16 protein-coding genes are annotated in these 18,596 nt (G+C 40.8%); all 16 read left to right on the forward strand.

Annotation, left to right across the window (positions count from 1 at the left end; genetic code table 11):
- The first annotated feature begins 185 nt into the window (after positions 1 to 185).
- Positions 186 to 800, forward strand: a complete 615-nt coding sequence (locus CTN01_RS09030; RefSeq protein ID WP_045149059.1) for a 4Fe-4S dicluster domain-containing protein — start codon at positions 186 to 188, stop codon at positions 798 to 800.
- On the forward strand, positions 797 to 2,824 hold the full coding sequence (gene hyfB, locus CTN01_RS09035; protein ID WP_045149058.1) for a hydrogenase 4 subunit B: 2,028 nt from the start codon (positions 797 to 799) through the stop codon (positions 2,822 to 2,824). The genes CTN01_RS09030 and hyfB overlap by 4 nt, the downstream gene beginning before the upstream one ends.
- Entirely contained in the window at positions 2,824 to 3,777 is a 954-nt protein-coding gene (locus CTN01_RS09040; protein WP_045149057.1) for a respiratory chain complex I subunit 1 family protein, read from the forward strand. Before hyfB ends, CTN01_RS09040 begins: the two co-directional genes overlap by 1 nt.
- 18 nt (positions 3,778 to 3,795) lie before the next feature.
- Complete coding sequence (locus CTN01_RS09045) at positions 3,796 to 5,235, forward strand: hydrogenase 4 subunit D (protein ID WP_045149056.1); 1,440 nt, start codon at positions 3,796 to 3,798, stop codon at positions 5,233 to 5,235.
- A gap of 9 nt (positions 5,236 to 5,244) precedes the next feature.
- Positions 5,245 to 5,895 (forward strand): hydrogenase 4 membrane subunit, encoded by a 651-nt coding sequence (hyfE, locus tag CTN01_RS09050; RefSeq protein WP_006644811.1) that lies wholly within the window; start codon positions 5,245 to 5,247, stop codon positions 5,893 to 5,895.
- Positions 5,896 to 5,898: 3 nt separating this feature from the next.
- Positions 5,899 to 7,476 carry a hydrogenase 4 subunit F gene (locus CTN01_RS09055; RefSeq protein ID WP_045149055.1) on the forward strand — a complete coding sequence of 526 codons (1,578 nt, stop codon included), beginning with the start codon at positions 5,899 to 5,901 and terminating at the stop codon, positions 7,474 to 7,476.
- Between the two features lie 17 nt (positions 7,477 to 7,493).
- Positions 7,494 to 9,227, forward strand: a complete 1,734-nt coding sequence (locus CTN01_RS09060; protein WP_107342143.1) for a hydrogenase large subunit — start codon at positions 7,494 to 7,496, stop codon at positions 9,225 to 9,227.
- Between the two features lie 8 nt (positions 9,228 to 9,235).
- Positions 9,236 to 9,784: a formate hydrogenlyase complex iron-sulfur subunit gene (locus tag CTN01_RS09065; protein WP_045149053.1), complete on the forward strand. Its 549-nt coding sequence runs from the start codon at positions 9,236 to 9,238 to the stop codon at positions 9,782 to 9,784.
- Positions 9,781 to 10,614 carry an NADH-quinone oxidoreductase subunit B family protein gene (locus tag CTN01_RS09070; protein WP_006644815.1) on the forward strand — a complete coding sequence of 278 codons (834 nt, stop codon included), beginning with the start codon at positions 9,781 to 9,783 and terminating at the stop codon, positions 10,612 to 10,614. The genes CTN01_RS09065 and CTN01_RS09070 overlap by 4 nt, the downstream gene beginning before the upstream one ends.
- Positions 10,607 to 11,071 carry a formate hydrogenlyase maturation HycH family protein gene (locus CTN01_RS09075; protein WP_045149052.1) on the forward strand — a complete coding sequence of 155 codons (465 nt, stop codon included), beginning with the start codon at positions 10,607 to 10,609 and terminating at the stop codon, positions 11,069 to 11,071. The genes CTN01_RS09070 and CTN01_RS09075 overlap by 8 nt, the downstream gene beginning before the upstream one ends.
- 32 nt (positions 11,072 to 11,103) lie before the next feature.
- Positions 11,104 to 11,598: a hydrogenase maturation peptidase HycI gene (hycI, locus tag CTN01_RS09080; protein WP_045149051.1), complete on the forward strand. Its 495-nt coding sequence runs from the start codon at positions 11,104 to 11,106 to the stop codon at positions 11,596 to 11,598.
- Positions 11,599 to 11,875: 277 nt separating this feature from the next.
- The gene (locus tag CTN01_RS09085) at positions 11,876 to 12,424 is read left to right on the forward strand and encodes a 4Fe-4S dicluster domain-containing protein (RefSeq protein ID WP_045149050.1); all 549 of its coding nucleotides are present in this window, start codon (positions 11,876 to 11,878) and stop codon (positions 12,422 to 12,424) included.
- A 56-nt stretch (positions 12,425 to 12,480) separates the two neighbouring features.
- The gene (gene fdhF / locus CTN01_RS09090; RefSeq protein ID WP_080896202.1) at positions 12,481 to 14,625 is read left to right on the forward strand and encodes a formate dehydrogenase subunit alpha; all 2,145 of its coding nucleotides are present in this window, start codon (positions 12,481 to 12,483) and stop codon (positions 14,623 to 14,625) included.
- Positions 14,626 to 14,885: 260 nt separating this feature from the next.
- Positions 14,886 to 17,033: a sigma 54-interacting transcriptional regulator gene (locus CTN01_RS09095; RefSeq protein ID WP_080896201.1), complete on the forward strand. Its 2,148-nt coding sequence runs from the start codon at positions 14,886 to 14,888 to the stop codon at positions 17,031 to 17,033.
- Positions 17,034 to 17,081: 48 nt separating this feature from the next.
- Positions 17,082 to 17,912 carry a formate dehydrogenase accessory sulfurtransferase FdhD gene (gene fdhD, locus CTN01_RS09100; protein WP_006644823.1) on the forward strand — a complete coding sequence of 277 codons (831 nt, stop codon included), beginning with the start codon at positions 17,082 to 17,084 and terminating at the stop codon, positions 17,910 to 17,912.
- Between the two features lie 94 nt (positions 17,913 to 18,006).
- On the forward strand, positions 18,007 to 18,594 hold the full coding sequence (locus CTN01_RS09105) for a HupE/UreJ family protein (RefSeq protein WP_045149040.1): 588 nt from the start codon (positions 18,007 to 18,009) through the stop codon (positions 18,592 to 18,594).
- Positions 18,595 to 18,596 lie beyond the last annotated feature (2 nt).

Here is an 18,596-nt window from a genome sequence, read left to right on the forward strand (position 1 = left end):
GGTGTCGACAGTAGTGTCGATGAGCGATCATCCTATGCTTATTTACTTTTGTTAGTGATAAAAAGTGAAGAGTAGGAGAGCGCGCTAAGTATAAGTGAATGATCTTTAGCTAATAAAACACAAGAATACCTTATTGGTATGATTATTGCTTTTTGTGATGCTTTTTGCAATTAACTGGAAAGATCATGAAAAGCTTTGTTGTTGCAGATCCCGACAAATGTATCGGTTGTGGTACCTGCATGGCAGCGTGCTCCGAAGAACATAAAAAAGTCGGACTGCAAAGTCATCCTCGTCTGACCGTGGTTAAGCATGACAATGCTACGGCACCTGTGATGTGTCGTCACTGTGAAGACGCGCCTTGTGCTGCTGTATGTCCGGTACAAGCTATTTCGAAACAAGCAGATCGTGTTGTTCTTAACGAGTCGCTTTGTGTTGGTTGTACATTATGTGCAGTCGCGTGTCCGTTTGGTGCTATCGCTTTTGATGGTAGTCGACCAATCGCGATGGCAAACAGTTACGATACCTATATCCCTTCTACTCCTCGTTCTAGTAACCCATCAACGTCAATCCCTAGCACTTTTGGTCAAGATATTTTGGCATGGGAGCCGGGCGTTAAAAGTATCGCTGTGAAATGTGATTTATGTGGCTTTCGTGAACAAGGACCAGCCTGTGCTGAGGTATGCCCAACAGATGCTATTGTCATTGTTCAGCCTGATGCAATGCAGGAAGCAGCAAAGATAAAGCGCATGGTGGCAGCTTCTGATGTTTCTAAACTGAATTGGGAGCCTAAAGGGTCATGAGTTCACTCAACTATTTGTTTTTATCTGTTTTGTTGTATGTTATCGGGGCTTTTATCTCCTTAACACTACACAAGCAAGAACGTCTAGCAACAAAACTTTCCGGCATTCTCTGTGCTATGGGCGGATTAACTGGACTGGCATCGTCCATACCAACATTGTTGGATGGTCAGGTTATTTCTTATCAGATAGCAAGTCCATTTAGCTTTGCTGACTGTATTATTCGAATTGATGCATTATCTGCGTTTATGGTTTTTGTGATTTCGTTACTTGTTATCGCAAGCGCTATTTATTCACTCTCTTACATGAAGGAATACGAAGGAAAAGGTGCATGGGCAATGGGATTCTTTATGAATATCTTTATTGCCTCTATGGTTGCCCTCGTCGTTTCAGACAATGCATTTTATTTTATTGTCTTTTTTGAAATGATGTCGTTAGCATCTTATTTTTTGGTTATTTCAGAGCAAAACGATAAATCAATAAATGCCGGTTTACAGTATTTCTTAATTGCACACGCAGGTTCGGTGTTGATTATGATTGCTTTCTTTATCCTGTATAGCCAATGTGGCAGTTTAAACTTTCAGGATTTTAAATCAGCAAACTTATCTCAAACACAAGCATCAGTTGTTTTTCTATTAGCTTTTTTTGGTTTTGGAGCCAAGGCGGGCATGATCACTCTTCATGGGTGGCTGCCACAAGCTCACCCTGCCGCACCTTCAAATGCATCTTCGTTAATGTCTGGTGTCATGGTGAAGATAGGTATTTTTGGGATAATCAAAGTCGGTATCGATTTTCTAGGGGCTGATACGGCTTGGTGGGGATACCTTGTTCTTGCCTTTGGCTGTGTATCATCTGTTCTTGGTGTGATGTATGCACTGGCTGAACATGACATTAAACGATTATTGGCTTATCACACCGTTGAAAATGTGGGCATTATTCTAATGGGTGTTGGTATTGGTATGGTTGGCATTGCAACGAACCATCCTGTTATCGCAACATTAGGTCTACTCGGTGGTTTATACCATTTATTAAATCACGCTGTATTTAAAGGGTTATTGTTCTTAGGTGCAGGCTCCGTTATTTTCCGTGTTCATACTAAAGATATGGAAAAAATGGGAGGCTTGGCGAAAGTGATGCCTTATACCGCTATTGCTTTTCTTATCGGTACGATGGCTATTTCTGCGTTACCGCCTTTAAATGGCTTCGTTAGTGAATGGTTTATCTATCAGTCTCTTCTTTCCATGAGTAAAGAAGGCAATTTCTTAATGACAATTGCTGGGCCTATTGCCGTTGTAATGCTGGCATTAACGGGTGCATTAGCTTGCATGTGTTTTGTTAAAGTGTATGGAATTTGTTTTGGCGGTGCGCCACGTAGTGAAAGTGCGGCAAAAGCAACAGAAGTACCTTGGCCAATGGTGGCTGCTACAGCAGGGCTTGCTGGAGTTTGTATTGCACTTGGCGTTGGCTCGCCATGGGTTGCACCTATTATCTCTCATGTTGCATCAAGCTTAACATCTGCAGAATCAGTGACGGTTACGCAAGGTATCGCGTTAATTCCTGATAACGCTTCACAAGCTATTCTTTCTACGCCTGTAATCGCATTAACATTAATTGGATTACTGATTGTACCTTTATTAATTCTTGCCATTTTCAAAGGTAAAAAGTTACAACGTCGCCATTCCGGCGATCCATGGGCATGTGGTTATGCTTATGAAGATCGAATGATGGTTTCTGCTGGTGGCTTCACTCAACCACTTCGTGAAATGTTTGCCCCGTTATACCGCATTCGTCAACAGCTAGATCCTAGTAGGCTAATGGTTTCAATCCTAAAAGGAACGACTTCTACTGCCGCCAATATTGAACCTTTCTTTGATAACAAAGTTGTTTTACCGATTGCACGAGGTGTACAGCGTGTAGGTAGAGTTGTTCAGTGGCTTCAGTATGGTGATTTCCGTACTTACTGTCTGTACATGGTTATCGCATTAGTGGTGCTGTTATTTATTCCCGTTGATTTAGGAGCGAAGTAATGCCTGTACTAGAGATGCCAAGTGCTAGCATGATTGCATTAGCTTTAACTCAAGCTTTGTTAATGGTGCTACTCGCGCCATTAGTAACCGGCTTTTCTCGAGTTATAAGAGCGAAAATGCATTCTCGCCAAGGCCCTGGCTTACTACAAGATTATCGCGATATCATCAAATTACTCCGTCGCCAAGAAGTTGCACCAGCAACTGCGGGCATTATATTTTTTATTATGCCCGTCGTACTAATGATCACAATGCTGTTGATTGGTATGGCTTTACCAACGGTAACGAATGAATCACCTTTTCCTATTGCAGGAGATGTGATTACCGATATTTATTTGTTCGCGATTTTTCGCTTCTTCTTTTCTTTATCTGGTTTAGATTCAGGCAGTATGTTTGCTGGTGTTGGTTCAAGTCGTGAATTAACGCTAGGGGTATTGGTTGAGCCTATTTTGATGCTTTCGATTTTTACAATGGCATTAATTGCAGGTACTTCGGATTTAGGTCTAATTAGCTCGCATATGGCAACACAGCCATGGGTTGCTCCAGGTGCAACGGTACTGGCAGGTATTGCTTGTGCATTTGTTGTTTTCATTGAAATGGGAAAACTTCCATTTGACTGTGCTGAAGCTGAGCAAGAGTTACAAGAAGGTCCTGTAACAGAGTATGCAGGTTCTGGTTTGGCGATGGTTAAATTAGGATTAGGGCTAAAACAACTGGTCGTTGCTCAATTATTTATCGCTATTTTTATTCCATTTGGTAAAGCGACAGAGCTCACTTTTTCATCATTAACAATTGCAACTGTTATTTTGTTAGCGAAATTGTTTGTGCTCTTTTTGCTTGCAGGTCTGGTTGAAAACAGTGTGGCTCGTACGCGATTTATAAAAACGCATCACCTAACTTGGGTGGGGTTTGGAGTTGCAGTTTTAGGCTTCATCTTTTATTTAACCGGATTATAGGGAGCAGAGAAAATCACTATGGAAATTATTGCTCTATTAACGATCCTTACGCCATTTTTAGGTGCGATTCTTACTTTGCTAGTACCAAAAGAATCGGCTAAATGGATCTGTCAGATTTTTGCTGGATTAGCGTCACTGGGGGCGTTGTCACTTGCTGTTGCTTTCTTTAATCAAGGTAGTGTTAGTACAACTTTTCCAATATTGCAGATATCGCATATTGAGTTATTTGGATTAACTATTGATAAAGTCAGTACGCTTATTACGTTTGCTGTTGTTGTACTTGGTCTTTTAGTTAGCATCTATTCATTAGGTTATATGAATGAAGGTAACCGAGAGCACCCGCATAATGGCGAACCTCGTTACTATGCTTTTCTATTGATCTTTATCGGTGCAATGGCAGGGCTTGTTTTATCCTCCACGATCCTTGGTCAGCTATTGTTCTTTGAGATTACTGGTGCTTGTTCATGGTCTTTAATTGGTTATTATCAAAAGCCGACATCACTAAAAGCAGCATTAAAGGCTTTATTAGTTACTCATTTTGCTTCTATTGGTTTATTTATTGCAGCAGCATTTTTATTTAAAGCGACGGGAACATTTTCAGTATCTGCTATTGCGGGTTTAGACGACTATACAAAAGTCATCGTAATGCTAGGCATTTTGTTTGCCGCTTGGGGTAAATCAGCTCAGCTGCCGTTACACGTTTGGTTGCCTGACGCGATGAATGCTCCAACGCCGGTTAGTGCATACCTGCACGCCGCTTCAATGGTAAAGGTTGGTGTTTATATCTTTGCTCGTGCGATTATGTCGGCGGGAGAAATCCCTGAAATTGTTGGTATTATTGGTGTTGTTGGTGCAACGATCACCTTGGTATATGGTTTCATTATGTACTTGCCACAAAAGGACATGAAGCGACTTCTTGCTTACTCAACAATTACCCAGCTATCTTATATTTTCCTTGCCTTATCTCTGGCTACATTCGGTTCAAAATTAGCATTTGAAGGCGGTATCACTTATATCTTCAATCACGCATTTGCGAAGAGTTTATTCTTCCTTGTTGCCGGTGCTCTGAGTTATACCTGTGGTACTCGTATGCTGCCAGCATTAAAAGGCATTATTAAAGCATCTCCGTTATTAGCGGTTGGTTTCTGTATTGCAGCCCTTGCTATTACAGGGGTTCCACCATTTAACGGTTTCTTTAGTAAGTTCCCACTGTTTGCCGCTGGTTTTGATCTTGCCAATACTCACCCATGGTTGTTGCCTATTATGGTGATTGCCCTGATTGAGTCTGTCGCAAGTTTTGGTTGGATCATGTACTGGTTCGGCAAAACTGTGGTTGGTGAGCCATCAGAAGCGGTTGCTTCTGCAACTCCTGTCCCTGCTTCAATGAAGCTGGTTCTGGTTATCTTGATTGTAATGTCATTTGCATCAAGCTTCATTGCATCTAGCTGGTTAAGCTAAGGAATTTTTATGAATGGTGAAATTGTCATTAATAATTTAGCAGGACTGCTGATTGTTACATCATTATTGGTAATTGCGGTAAATAAGCCGAAATTAGTTGCTCTGCTTTATTCATTACAGTCTTTGGTTTTAGTGCTTACTTTTGTCGCGATTGCGAATACATTTGATGCGCCTGAACTTTACCATTGGTCGATAACAGCTGTTATCACTAAGGTTATTCTACTCCCTGCTATTTTGTATTTTTCTTTTGGTAAAATGCGTGATCCTATAGCAGATAAGCCGGTTATTTCAGTGCCTTGGCAAATTGTTACTGGCGGTCTAATTATGTTGGTTAGCTTTTTAGCTATTGAACATGTGCAGTTACCGCTGTTAGCACAATTAAAACCTGCTCTTGCTGTTTCATTAGGGCATTTTTTCCTTGGTTTATTATGCATTGTTTCGCAACGAAATATCCTGAAGCAATTATTTGGTTATTGTTTAATGGAAAATGGCTCCTCTCTAACGTTGGCTTTGATGGCTAATAAAGCACCGGGTCTCGTTGAAATTGGTGTCACGATTGATGCACTGTTTGCGGTGATCTTTATGGTGATATTAGTTCGTCAAATTTACAAAAAGTTACATACGCTTGATGTACAACAACTCACGTCGCTGAAGGGGTAATTTATGTCATCTACAGTTTTACTCTTGAGTGTAATAGCGGCTCCGCTTATCGCATCTATAATCAGTTTATTGTCGTACTTTGCTGGAAGTAGTGTACGTAAAGGCGCTATTTGTCTGCATGTTATTAGTACTATTATCGTATTAGTTGGTACGAGTACTTTAGCCTGGTCTGTCTTTACTCAAGGTCCACTATTGGCACTGGATAGTTGGTTTTACCTTGATGGATTATCTGGATTGTTTATTGCGGTATTAGGTGTTGTTGGATTTATTACCGGTCTTTATTCGTTGGGATACATTGGTCACGAATATAAAGAAGGTGAGATCGACGGTAAAAAAGTATCGCTATACTACGGCTTATTTAATTTGTTCTTAGCCACAATGCTTATCTCGGTTGCGTCTAATAATGTGATTATGATGTGGGTTGCGATTGAAGCAACAACCGTCAGCTCTGTATTTTTAGTTGGCTTGTACGGTAAGCGTTCTTCTTTAGAAGCGGCTTGGAAATATATTGTTATTTGTAGTGTCGGTGTTGCTTTCGGTCTATTTGGTTCAATTCTCGCTTATTCAAATGCTGCAGCCGTATTATCACCGATTGATCACCCTGTTTTATGGACGACGATAAAAGAGAATGCCACGTTACTTGATCCAACGTTGGTGCATCTTTCCTTTGTTTTCATCATTATTGGTTTTGGTACGAAAACAGGCTTGTTCCCTATGCATGCCTGGTTACCTGACGCTCACTCAGAAGCTCCGAGTCCTGTTAGTGCATTATTATCTGCAGGCCTTCTAAACTGTGCGCTGTTGGTTATTTTGCGTTACTACATCATTACGGTTAAAGCTATTGGTCCGCATTTCCCACAAATGCTGTTAATGACCTTTGGCTTTCTTTCTGTAGCTGTTGCTGCATTCTTCATCATTACTCAGCGAGATATCAAACGTTTATTAGCGTATTCAAGTGTCGAAAATATGGGATTGATAACACTTGCGATTGGCTTAGGTCCTATCGGTGTTATTGCTGGTTTATTACATGTTATTAATCACAGTTTGGGTAAGACATTAATGTTTTGTGGAGCCGGTAATATCCTGTTGAAATTTGGTTCAAGAAATATTGATGAAGTGAAAGGTATTATGCGTGTCGCACCGGTAACAGCCATTTTAGTTGGTGTTGGTGCGCTAGCGCTTGGCGGTGTGCCTCCATTTAATCTATTCATTAGTGAGTTTATGGTAGTTACTGCAGGTATTAGCTCGGGTAATACCATGTTTACAATCATCTTGTTATTGATGTTAACCATTGTATTAGCCGGTTTGGCAAGAATGGTTGCTAGCTGTGTTCTTGGGCCTAAACCTGATCATATTGAAAGAGGGGAATTAGGTTTCATGACAACAGCTCCACTTGTTTTGTTATTAATAGCCATGGTCATTATGGGTACTGCTATTCCTCAACCTGTACTTACTGGACTAGATCATGCGGCCTTGGTTGTATTAGACAGTCAAGATACAACCATAATTGATGCCTTACATCTTCCTTGGGAGTCGTCACCGTCTTCCCATACAACAACAGCTTCTGTAGCCCTTAAATAAAGAGAGATGAGTGTAATATGTTTGAACTCAATGATAATAATCAAAAAAAAGGCGCTAACTACGTTGCTGGTGTTCGTCACTTTTTCCCATCAGCCATTATTGATGAAGAGTGGCAAACGGATAATCAAGTAACAATTACGGTAAAAATGACCTCGCTAATCGAAGTGATGAAGTGGCTTTATTACGATCAAGGGGGCTGGTTAACAGTAACATTTGGTAATGACGAGCGTAGCCTAAATGGTCACTTTGCTGTCTACCACGCGCTTTCTATGGAAGGTGAAGTGAAAAGTTGGGTAACAGTAAAAGTATTAGTAGATGCTAATAGCCAAGAGTTTATTTCTATCACTCCAACAATACCTGCAGCGGTTTGGGGCGAACGTGAAATTCGTGACATGTATGGCTTACGTCCTGTTGGTTTACCTGATGAGCGTCGATTAGTCTTACCTGATGATTGGCCTGAAGATCTCCATCCATTAAGAAAAGATGCGATGGATTATCGTCAGCGTCCTCAGCCAACGACTGAAACCGAAACTTACCAGTTTGATAACCAATTAGGTGATGATAGCAACCGCATAGTACCTGTTGGACCATTACACATTACCTCTGATGAGCCTGGTCACTTCCGTTTATTCGTTGATGGTGAAGACATTGTTGATGCGGACTACCGCATGTTCTACGTTCACCGTGGTATGGAAAAACTGGCAGAAACACGTATGGGTTACCATGAGGTAGCGCAGTTAACTGACCGTGTTTGTGGTATCTGTGGCTTTACCCATAGTGTGGGTTATAGCAACACTATCGAAAATGCATTATCGGTTGATGTGCCATTCCGCGCCAAAATGATCCGTACTGTTTTACTTGAAGTTGAGCGTCTTCACAGCCACTTGTTAAACATTGGTCTCTCGAGCCACTTTGTCGGTTTTGATTCTGGTTTCATGCAGTTCTTTCGCGTACGTGAAAAAACGATGGAATTGGCGGAAGTATTAACCGGTGCACGTAAAACTTACGGCATGAATTTGATTGGTGGTGTGCGTCGCGATTTCTTGAAAGAACAACGCCTTAAAGGTATTGCGTTAGTTAAAGAAGTACGCAAAACCTTTACTGAGTTAGTAGAAGTACTCCTCGGAACGCCCAATATTGAAAGCCGTATTGCTGGAGTTGGTATTTTGTCGAAGCAAGTTGCACGTGATTACAGTCCAGTTGGTCCTCTTATTCGTGCAAGTGGTTTTAATCGAGATGTTCGAACCGTTCATGGCCAGTCTTTAGAGTCTTATGGTGATGTTCCGATGGAATTACAAACCATGGATGGCGGTGATGTTCAGTCTCGTGTGATGGTTCGTATTCGTGAAGTATTCGACTCTTTAAACATTGTGGAATATGGTCTCGATCATTTACCACCAGGTGCTATTTTAACCGAAAGTTTTGACTACGTACCTAACAAGTTTGCTTTAGGCTTTACAGAAGCACCACGTGGGGAAAATGTTCACTGGAGCATGACGGGGGATAACCAAAAACTATTCCGCTGGCGTTGTCGTGCAGCGACGTATGCGAACTGGCCTACGTTACGTTACATGTTACGAGGTAACACTGTTGCTGACGCGCCGTTAATTATCGGTAGTTTGGATCCATGCTACTCATGTACTGACCGTGTCACCATTGTTGATACTAAGAAGAAGCGTAGCAAAACTATTCCATATAAAGCGATTGAGCAATACAGCATCGACCGTAAAAATTCACCGTTTAAGCTGTAGGAGGCGATGTGTTTAAATTATTAAAGACTGTCTTAAAAACCGGTGAAGTTACAACTAAATATCCATTCTCACCACTGGAAGTTAATGAAGATTTTCGCGGTAAGCCAGAGCTAGATGCGGATCAGTGTCTTTCTTGTGCTGCGTGTATGCGTGCTTGTCCCGCTAATGCATTGATAATGGAAACTGACGAAAAAGCAGGAACTCGCCGCTGGGAGCTCTCTCTTGCTAGGTGTATTTATTGCGGTCGTTGCGAGGAAGTATGTCCAACGCACGCTATAAAGTTATCGCAAAATTTTGAATTAGCAGTAACAAATAAAGCCGATTTATATGAAAGTGCGACATTCCAGTTAGAAAATTGTTGTGAGTGTGAACGTCCATTCGTTGCTCGTAAATTATTAGAGTATGTACTTGATACAATGGAGCAAAGCGGTTTAAGCCGTGATCAATTAGATTTACGTCGCCAACAACTAGAAACCTGCCCAGAATGTCGCCGTCGTAATAATATGCTGGACAGCGAGAATGTAAGTCATCTACGTTTTCTTGAGGAGTCAAAGTGAAAGGTATCAAACAACTAGTAGGCACGGCACATACTGAAACGGTACCTGTTGAATTACCGCCGAATAGCCAAAAGCTAAAAGATGCATTGATCAAAGAAATTCGCCGTTCAGCCTATGTATATCGTATTGACTGTGGCGGTTGCAATGCCTGTGAAATTGAAATCTTTGCAGCCACGACCCCCGTTTTTGATACGGAACGTTTTGGAATTAAGATTGTTGCTTCGCCACGTCATGCAGATATTTTGCTGTATACAGGGTCAGTAACACGTGCAATGCGAGCACCTGCCTTGCGAGCATATGAAGCTGCTCCAGACCCAAAGATTGTTATTTCTTATGGTGCATGTGGTTGTGATGGCGGTATATTCCATGACTTATATTGTGTATGGGGCGGCACTGACAAGATTGTACCTGTAGATGTATACATTCCAGGTTGTCCACCAACCCCCGCGGCAACGATTTACGGTTTTGCTGTAGCGTTAGGTTTGTTAGATCAAAAGTTGAAAACTAAAACACATACCCCTGATGAACAAAAAGCGAGCCTTAAACATACAGAAATCCCACTGGATATAAAGGTGATGATTGAGCGTCAAGCCCGCTTACTTGCAGGTTATGTTCAAGGCCAACGTATTGCAGATGAAGTGATGGATGTATTGGCAACCTGCAGTACTGATAACGTTGATAGCAAGATTGCGGATTACTTAGCGGAAAAAGACGATCCACGTTTAACGGAAATCGTAAATATTCTGCTGAGCAAAACTATGTCAGCATTAACGGGACAACCTGCGTGTGCGACAGAGCAAAAAGCGTGTTGCGGAGGAGATCATGCCTAATAGCAAGATTGCCGATTTACCTGAAGAATTAACGCAATCTCGCCACCTTGAGAAAAATGTATATTTCTACAGCTTAGGTCGTAAGTTTGTTGATGAAAGTTATGATGTTCCAGAAGAAGCCAAGCAAATTATGTACTATAGCTTGGCGATTGGTCACCATCTTGGTGTTGTGGATTGCTTAGATGCAGTATTGAAATGTTCAGGTCATGAGTATCTTGACTGGATCTGTGGATTAGACCAAAGCGGTGAAGCATTTCGTAAAATGAAAGGCTTTCTGGTGTTTGGTGAAATCACGATTTACCCAGAGCATTTAAACATGCTGGCACTGGCGTTTGATGGTATTGATAGCGCGATTCAAAGTGAGAAGTCAAAGCAGTTAACTCATGGATTTATTGAAGCCTTAGGGGATATTCATCGTGAACCAACCATGTATATGATGATCCGGGGAGGGCAGTAATCGTGCTAGAGGAAATTAATCTCTCTTCTGTCATGGGCGTAACGGTGTCGAATGACGATGTCGATCTGTCGGTCAGCAATATTGTATTGACTGTTGGTAACAACATGATGGCAGACGATGGTGCTGGTCCATTACTTGCTAAGATGATGAAAGATAATCCTATAGCGGATTGGAGCGTGCTGGAAGGCGGCTCAATGCCTGAAGATTGTTTACATCTTATTCGTAAAGCGATGCCGAAACGGGTGCTGGTGGTTGATGCCGCAGATATTGGTGAAGAAGCAGGGGAAGTACGAATCATTGATCCTGAAACCATCGTTGATATGTATGTGGTGTCTACCCACAGTTTGCCGCTGAATTTCTTAATTGATGAATTGAAGACTTTTGTACCAGAAGTGATCTTTGTGGGTATTCAACCTGCGATTGTTGCTTTTTCATTCCCTTTAACGGAAATGGTACAACATGGTGTTGAGCAAATTTATCAACAATTATCAACTTGGCAAGGCTCGGGCGGATTCACCCACTGCTAGCATTAAACTGCGATGGTGACGATGCTTAATCGTTTACCTGTCGATAAAGTGTCGACGATATGTGACGAAGTGTGTCGATGATGGTTATCGATACATATCGGACATGTTCATTGCTGTAAATAAAGCCTGATTACTATCAGGCTTTTTTTTTTTATCTTAAATATTAATAGGTTGAGCTTTTAATGCTCAAGGTGTAAAAACTGGCATAGCTCATGCTTATCAGGTATTGCAATGCAGATAAGTATTGCGATGTATCGACATAAACAAGGGATACACCATGAACAGATTTGTTTTTGCAGATCCAAACTTGTGTATTGGATGCCGAACTTGTGAAATTGCTTGTGCGTTATCGCATCAAGATGAAAACACAATAGCAGGAATGGAAGTTTCGGATTTTTCACCACGTTTAACTGTTGTGAAGAATGCTTATGTAACTACACCTGTGATGTGTCGTCAATGTGACGATGCACCGTGTGCTCAGGTTTGCCCCAATAACGCTATCGTTTTAGAAGATGGCTTTGTAAAAGTGATTCAATCACGTTGTATAGGTTGTAAAACCTGCGTTATTGCATGCCCCTACGGTGCAATGAACGTTGTCACAGCGATGGTTGAAGAAACTAAGGGAGCGGCGTTATTCAAACGTCACGTTCCTCAAAGTCAGGCATTAAAATGTGATTTATGCAACCACCAAGAAACAGGACCAGCTTGTATACAAGTTTGTCCTACGGGTGCTATTCGAATCATAGAGCCTGAGATGCTATCTGAGACTAGCCAACAAAGACGAGAAGCGGCTGCAATGAGCGCTGTAATAGCGACCGGCTGTTAATGAAATCGTTTAATTTTTAGGTAGTGTGAAATTTAATATTAAAACATAAGGTTAATATGAAAAAATCAATTGTTGTTTGTCCCTACTGTGGTACTGGGTGCAAACTAAAATTGGTTGTCGAAAATAACAAAGTTATTGCAGCAGAGCCTGCAGATGGTCGCACAAATGAAGGCCAACTGTGTTTAAAAGGCTATTATGGCTGGGATTTTCTTAATGACACCAATTTATTAACACCACGCTTGAAGCAACCAATGATTCGCCGAAGCCGTGAAGCGGCACTGGAAGCTGTTTCGTGGGAAGAAGCTATCGACTTTGCTAGTGAAAAGCTACTGGCGATAAAGAAAGAATATGGTCCTGATGCGATTCTGACAACTGGCTCAGCACGTGGCCCAGGTAATGAAGCAAACTATGTGATGCAGAAGTTCACACGTGCAGTGATAGGGACGAACAACGTCGATCACTGCGCTAGGGTGTGACACGCTCCATCAGTCTCCGGTCTGGAGACAACAGTAGGTAATGGCGCAATGAGTAACGCTATTACTGAAATTCAAAAAACTAAATGTTTACTCATATTCGGTTACAACGCGGCTGATTCTCATCCAGTTGTAGCAAGACACATTCTAAAGGCTCGTGCTAATGGCGCTAAGATCATTGTTTGTGATCCTCGCAAAATTGAATCTGCACGTGTTGCTGATCAGTGGTTAGGACTTAAAAATGGCTCTAACATGGCACTGGTTAATGCATTAGCCCATGTAATTATCGAAGAAAATTTATACGATAAGTCTTATGTGGAAAATTATACCGAAGGCTTTACGGAGTTTCGGAAAATTGTTTCTGGCTATGCTCCCGAGGACCTAGAGAGCATTACTGGTCTAAAAGCTGCTGATGTTCGTGCTGCTGCTCGAACTTATGCCAATGCATCTGAAGCCATGATTCTGTGGGGAATGGGTGTTACACAGTTTGGTCAGGCGACAGATGTGGTTCGGGGTTTGGCTGGTTTAGCGCTGTTAACTGGTAATTTTGGTCGTGAAGGTGTGGGTTGTGGACCTGTTCGCGGACAAAATAATGTACAAGGTACCTGTGATATGGGTATGTTGCCGCATCAGTTTCCAGATTACCAGTCTGTTGAAGATCCAGAAATACGTGAAAAGTTTGAGAAAGCCTGGGGCGTCAAACTTTCTGGTACACCAGGTTATCGTTTAACCGAAGTCGGCCATAAAGCTGATGAAGGTATTTGTAAGGCTTTCTATGTCTTCGGAGAAGATCCTGCTCAAACTGAAGCTGATTTAGCTGCAATGCGTGAAACTATGCGTAAATTGGATCTGGTTATTGTTCAAGATATATTTATGACCCAAACGGCTGAATTTGCTGATATTATATTCCCAGCGACGAGTTGGGGAGAGCATGAAGGTGTTTACAGCAGTGCCGACCGTGGTTTTCAGCGATTTTACAAAGCAGTTAAACCTACTGGTGATGTTAAGCCGGATTGGGAAATCTTCAGCCTATTAGCGACAAAAATGGGTTATCCAATGTCGTATAATAATACTGAAGAAATTTGGGATGAACTTCGTCAATTATGCCCTGATTATGCTGGCGTTACTTACGAAAAGATGGAAGGTCTTAAAGATGTTCAATGGCCATGTCCAACAGAGGATCATCCTGGAACATCATTCCTATTCGAAGGCAATAAATTTACTACGCCATCAGGTAAAGGACAGTTAATTGCGGCAGAATGGCGTGCACCATTAGAACAAACGGATGCTGAGTACCCACTAGTGCTTTCTACCGTTCGTGAAGTGGGACATTACTCTTGTCGATCGATGACTGGTAACTGTAGTGCTCTACAAACACTGGCAGATGAACCTGGTTACGTACAGATGCACCCTGATGATGCGCGTCAATTAGGCATTGATGATCAACAGTTGGTTTGGGTGTCTTCTCGCCGCGGTAAAGTTATTTCACGTGCAAATTACAATGATCGTGTAAATAAGGGCGTGGTATACATGACTTACCAATGGTGGATCGGTGCATGTAATGAGTTAACCATTGAGCATGTGGATCCAATTTCAAGCACACCTGAATTTAAATATTGTGCCGTTAAGGTAGAAAATATTGAAGATCAGTCATGGGCAGAAAATTACGTACAAACAGAATACACTAATTTGAAATCACGTTTGAAGAACCATGTTGTTAATGCTTAATAACAAAAAATGAGTTTATTTGTTTATTTTAATATTCAAATAAACCATTAATGAAAATAAGGTTTCCAAGATGGAATGTTGTATATTTCAAATTTGGAAACCTTATATTTCATTGCTTTGCGGTATATTGCTACTAGTCATTAACATTGCTCAAATAATTAGCATTAATTTTGTTTTTTATCATAGTTTGCATTTATATTTATTGTTTATTGATTGATATCAATACTTGGTTATTGAAAACATTGAAAATTGTATAATAAATGCTTGAATTACTACTCTCTATTCGAGCGATATTATTATCAAGAGTTAATATTAACATGGAACTTTTTGAAAGTGATTTGATGACTTTTTCAAAAGCCTTATTATCAATCAATGATATTTCAGGCGTTATGGATTTTCTAAATAACGAAGATCTATTATTTATCAATGTTGAACGTGTGAATCTACTTTTAAAAAATGATCTTGATAGTCAACCAAACCTTTACTACCTTGATCAAGATAAACAATGTCAGCAATTTGATTACACAGGCTCAAGTATTGGGCTTCATGACGTTAGCATGCGTGACTATTACCATCAGATGGATGGTGAAACGCTATATCAAACTTTTCCTCAGCTAGAAAGTCATCCCGCGTATGACTCAGTTTTTAATTATTGCAAAATACCGCTATCTATTTGTAATCAACATTTAGGTGCTATTGAATATATTAACTTAACTATGCCTGATGATAGTGAGAGCGAGAAGCAATTCAAATTATTTAATAATATGATTTCAGCAATGATTGAGCATATTATAGATCACCAAACTGCATCAACGTTTACTAAAAAATTAACAACTGAAAAAAATAATTTTCAGGTGTTAGTTGATGTGACGAATACTGTTATATGTCAAAGTACAAAAAAAGAATTGATAGGCTCATTATTGCAATTTTTATTTCAGCATTTTGGTATGACTGATCTATCGATTATTCAATTACAGGATGGGCATTACAATCAACATTCTGCTTGTTTTATTAATAATGAAATTGATTATCAATGTCATTTTTTTACCAATGATAAATTAATTAAAAATGCAATTAAGAATAATCAACCAGTATTTTTAAATGCGATAGATATAAAAAAAATGCAGGCTGATCATAATTGCCCGTACTTTCCTAGTCGTGTTAAAACCGCTTGTGTTATGCCACTCGTATTTAGAGGCATTGCGGTGGGCTACATCAGTTTTATGAAGTCTATTGAAGCTGCTTATCAAAACACGGATCTTGAGTTATTTAAACAGATAGCTGCGCGTGTTGCTTTAGCAATGCATAGTATAAAAACACACCAAGCGAGTATTCCAAATCAACCTATCACTAAGTTTATAAACATAGATGAAGGGATGGGTGAACACGTTATTTTTGACGATATTATTAGTCAAAGTGAAGTGATGAATAAAGTCCTTGAACAAGTTGCTCTTGTTGCTAGTTGTGACAGTACAGTATTGATTTTAGGAGAGTCTGGGACAGGAAAGGAATTAATTGCTCGCGCTATCCATAAGTTAAGCCTGCGCAGCAAAACGAATATGGTGAAGATGAATTGTGCCGCCATTCCTGCTGGTTTATTTGAAAGTGAACTGTTTGGTCATGAACGTGGCGCATTTACTGGCGCTATTAGCCAGCGTGTTGGTCGTTTTGAGCAAGCGCATAAAGGTACGTTATTTTTAGATGAAATTGGTGATATGCCGTTAGATCTTCAGCCTAAATTATTACGTGCATTACAAGAAAATGAAATCGAACGTGTGGGTAAGAACGCATTGATAAGTGTTGATGTGCGAATTGTTGTTGCCACTAATGTTGATTTATTAAGGCGTGTAGAAGAAAAGAAATTTCGTAATGATCTTTATTATCGCTTGAATGTTTTTCCTATCCAAATTCCGCCATTACGTGAACGTGCTGAAGATATCCCGTTATTGGTTAAACATTTTACCCGTGAATTAGCAAAAAAAATGGGCAAAAAAATTACGGCAATTGCTGCCGAAGATTTAGCGGTTATGAGTGCATTTCCATGGCCGGGAAACGTTCGTGAATTGTGTAATTTTGTTGAACGCTCTGTGATTTTAACTCGTGGTAATTTGCTTAATGTCCCCGTTCATGAGTTAAAAACCTCGTCTCATTCTGTCAGTGTACCAACAGAGAATGTCCCCCCTGTTGAGCTAACTGGAGCTATCAATACGCCAGAATCAGCAATGAAAGGTGACGTAGTTAAACCCATTATAAATAAAGCTGACGTTATCAAAGCATTAAAGGCTTGTCATGGTGTGGTGGCTGGGCCGAATGGTGCGGCAAACCAATTAGGATTGAAACGAACAACTTTATTATCTCGAATGCAGAAAATGGGGATCAATAGCCAAGATTTTCGAGGTGGTATCTGATGCGTTTTATACCAGCCTACATTTTTATCTAATTATAGGAACACTATTTTGACCACTCTTGATGTGCAATCAACCGATGCCGTTAGTGATGCTTGTCAGCGTCCGATCATTCGCTATCGCAAAGGAGAAAGCGATTTTAAAGAGATGGATTTCATTATTGAAGAAACGCCTGTTGCTCTTGCGTTTAATGGTGTTGCGTACACCGTGATGATGTGTACGCCTCATGATTTAGAGCAGTTTGCGATTGGTTTTTCATTGTCTGAGGGAATTATCGATCATCACCGTGATATTCACGATATGGTGATTACACATCATGATAATGGGATCAATCTTGATATTACGGTTGCAAATCGTTGTGCTGAGCGTTTGAAGTTGAAACGTCGTTCATTAGCGGGTTTAACAGGCTGCGGTATTTGTGGAGAGGAAAAATTAGAAACCGTATGCCGAATGCTAATGCCTTTGCCGATAACAGTTGAGTTTGATTTAAGTCATTTAGAGCAAGCGTTACAGCAATTACTTGAACACCAAGCACTTAACCAACTGACTGGTGCTGCACATGCGGCGGCATATATCGACGGCAATGGTCAATTACTCGCAACATTTGAAGATGTTGGTCGCCATATCGCGCTGGATAAATTAATTGGCTATATCCATCAACAACGTTTATCTGGCGGCGCTGTGTTAGTCACAAGTCGCGCTAGTTTTGAAATGGTACAAAAGGCGGCCTCAGCAGGTGTTGAAGTGTTACTTGCCATATCTTCTGCAACAAAAATGGCCGTCGATTTAGCGGATCGTTTAAATATGACGTTATTAGGGCATTGTCGCCGTGGTCGAGCCGATGCTTATGCTCACCCAGAACGTGTTTTTGGCATGATTTGATCTTGTGATTTCATCGTACTTTACGCTCAGTCATAGCGTGAAGTGTTTTATAACTCTCCGGATCTCCGGTTACTTTAATTAAGAAGATAATAATATGAAAATGAAACATCTAATGTTGGGTTTGCTAACAACCTCTTTTTCTCCTCTTGCTTTAGCACACCCAGGTCACATTGGTCCTCATGCTTCTACATTCATGAGTGGTTTTGTCCACCCATTTACGGGCATGGATCACCTAAGTGTTATGGTGGGTGTGGGTCTATTAGCGGCTATGATGGGTGGTAAAGCGATTTCACGTTTACCTCTTGCTTTCATCTCAATCATGATTGTAGGTGCTGCTTTAGGTGTATCAGGTGTTGTGATCCCAGGTGTTGAGCTAGCTATTGCAGTGTCTGTGATTGCGATGGGTGGCATGCTATTAGCGGGTGGTCGTATATCTGCAAAAGTAGCAACTGGTGCGGTAATGGCATTTGCATTATTCCACGGTATGGCTCACGGTATGGAAATGCCTTTAGGCGCAACGGCTGTTGAGTTCTTTATCGGTTTCGTACTAGCAACGGCAATTCTACATGCGTGTGGTGTGGTATTAGGTAAAGCTATCGCGGCTTCAGCTGCTAATCGCCGTGTTACTAATGTCCTAGGTGTCGTTATGGCGGCATTTGGTGGCATCTTAATGCTGTCTTAATT

This window comes from Photobacterium angustum (genome assembly GCF_003026365.1).
Classification (GTDB): Bacteria; Pseudomonadota; Gammaproteobacteria; order Enterobacterales; family Vibrionaceae; genus Photobacterium; species Photobacterium angustum.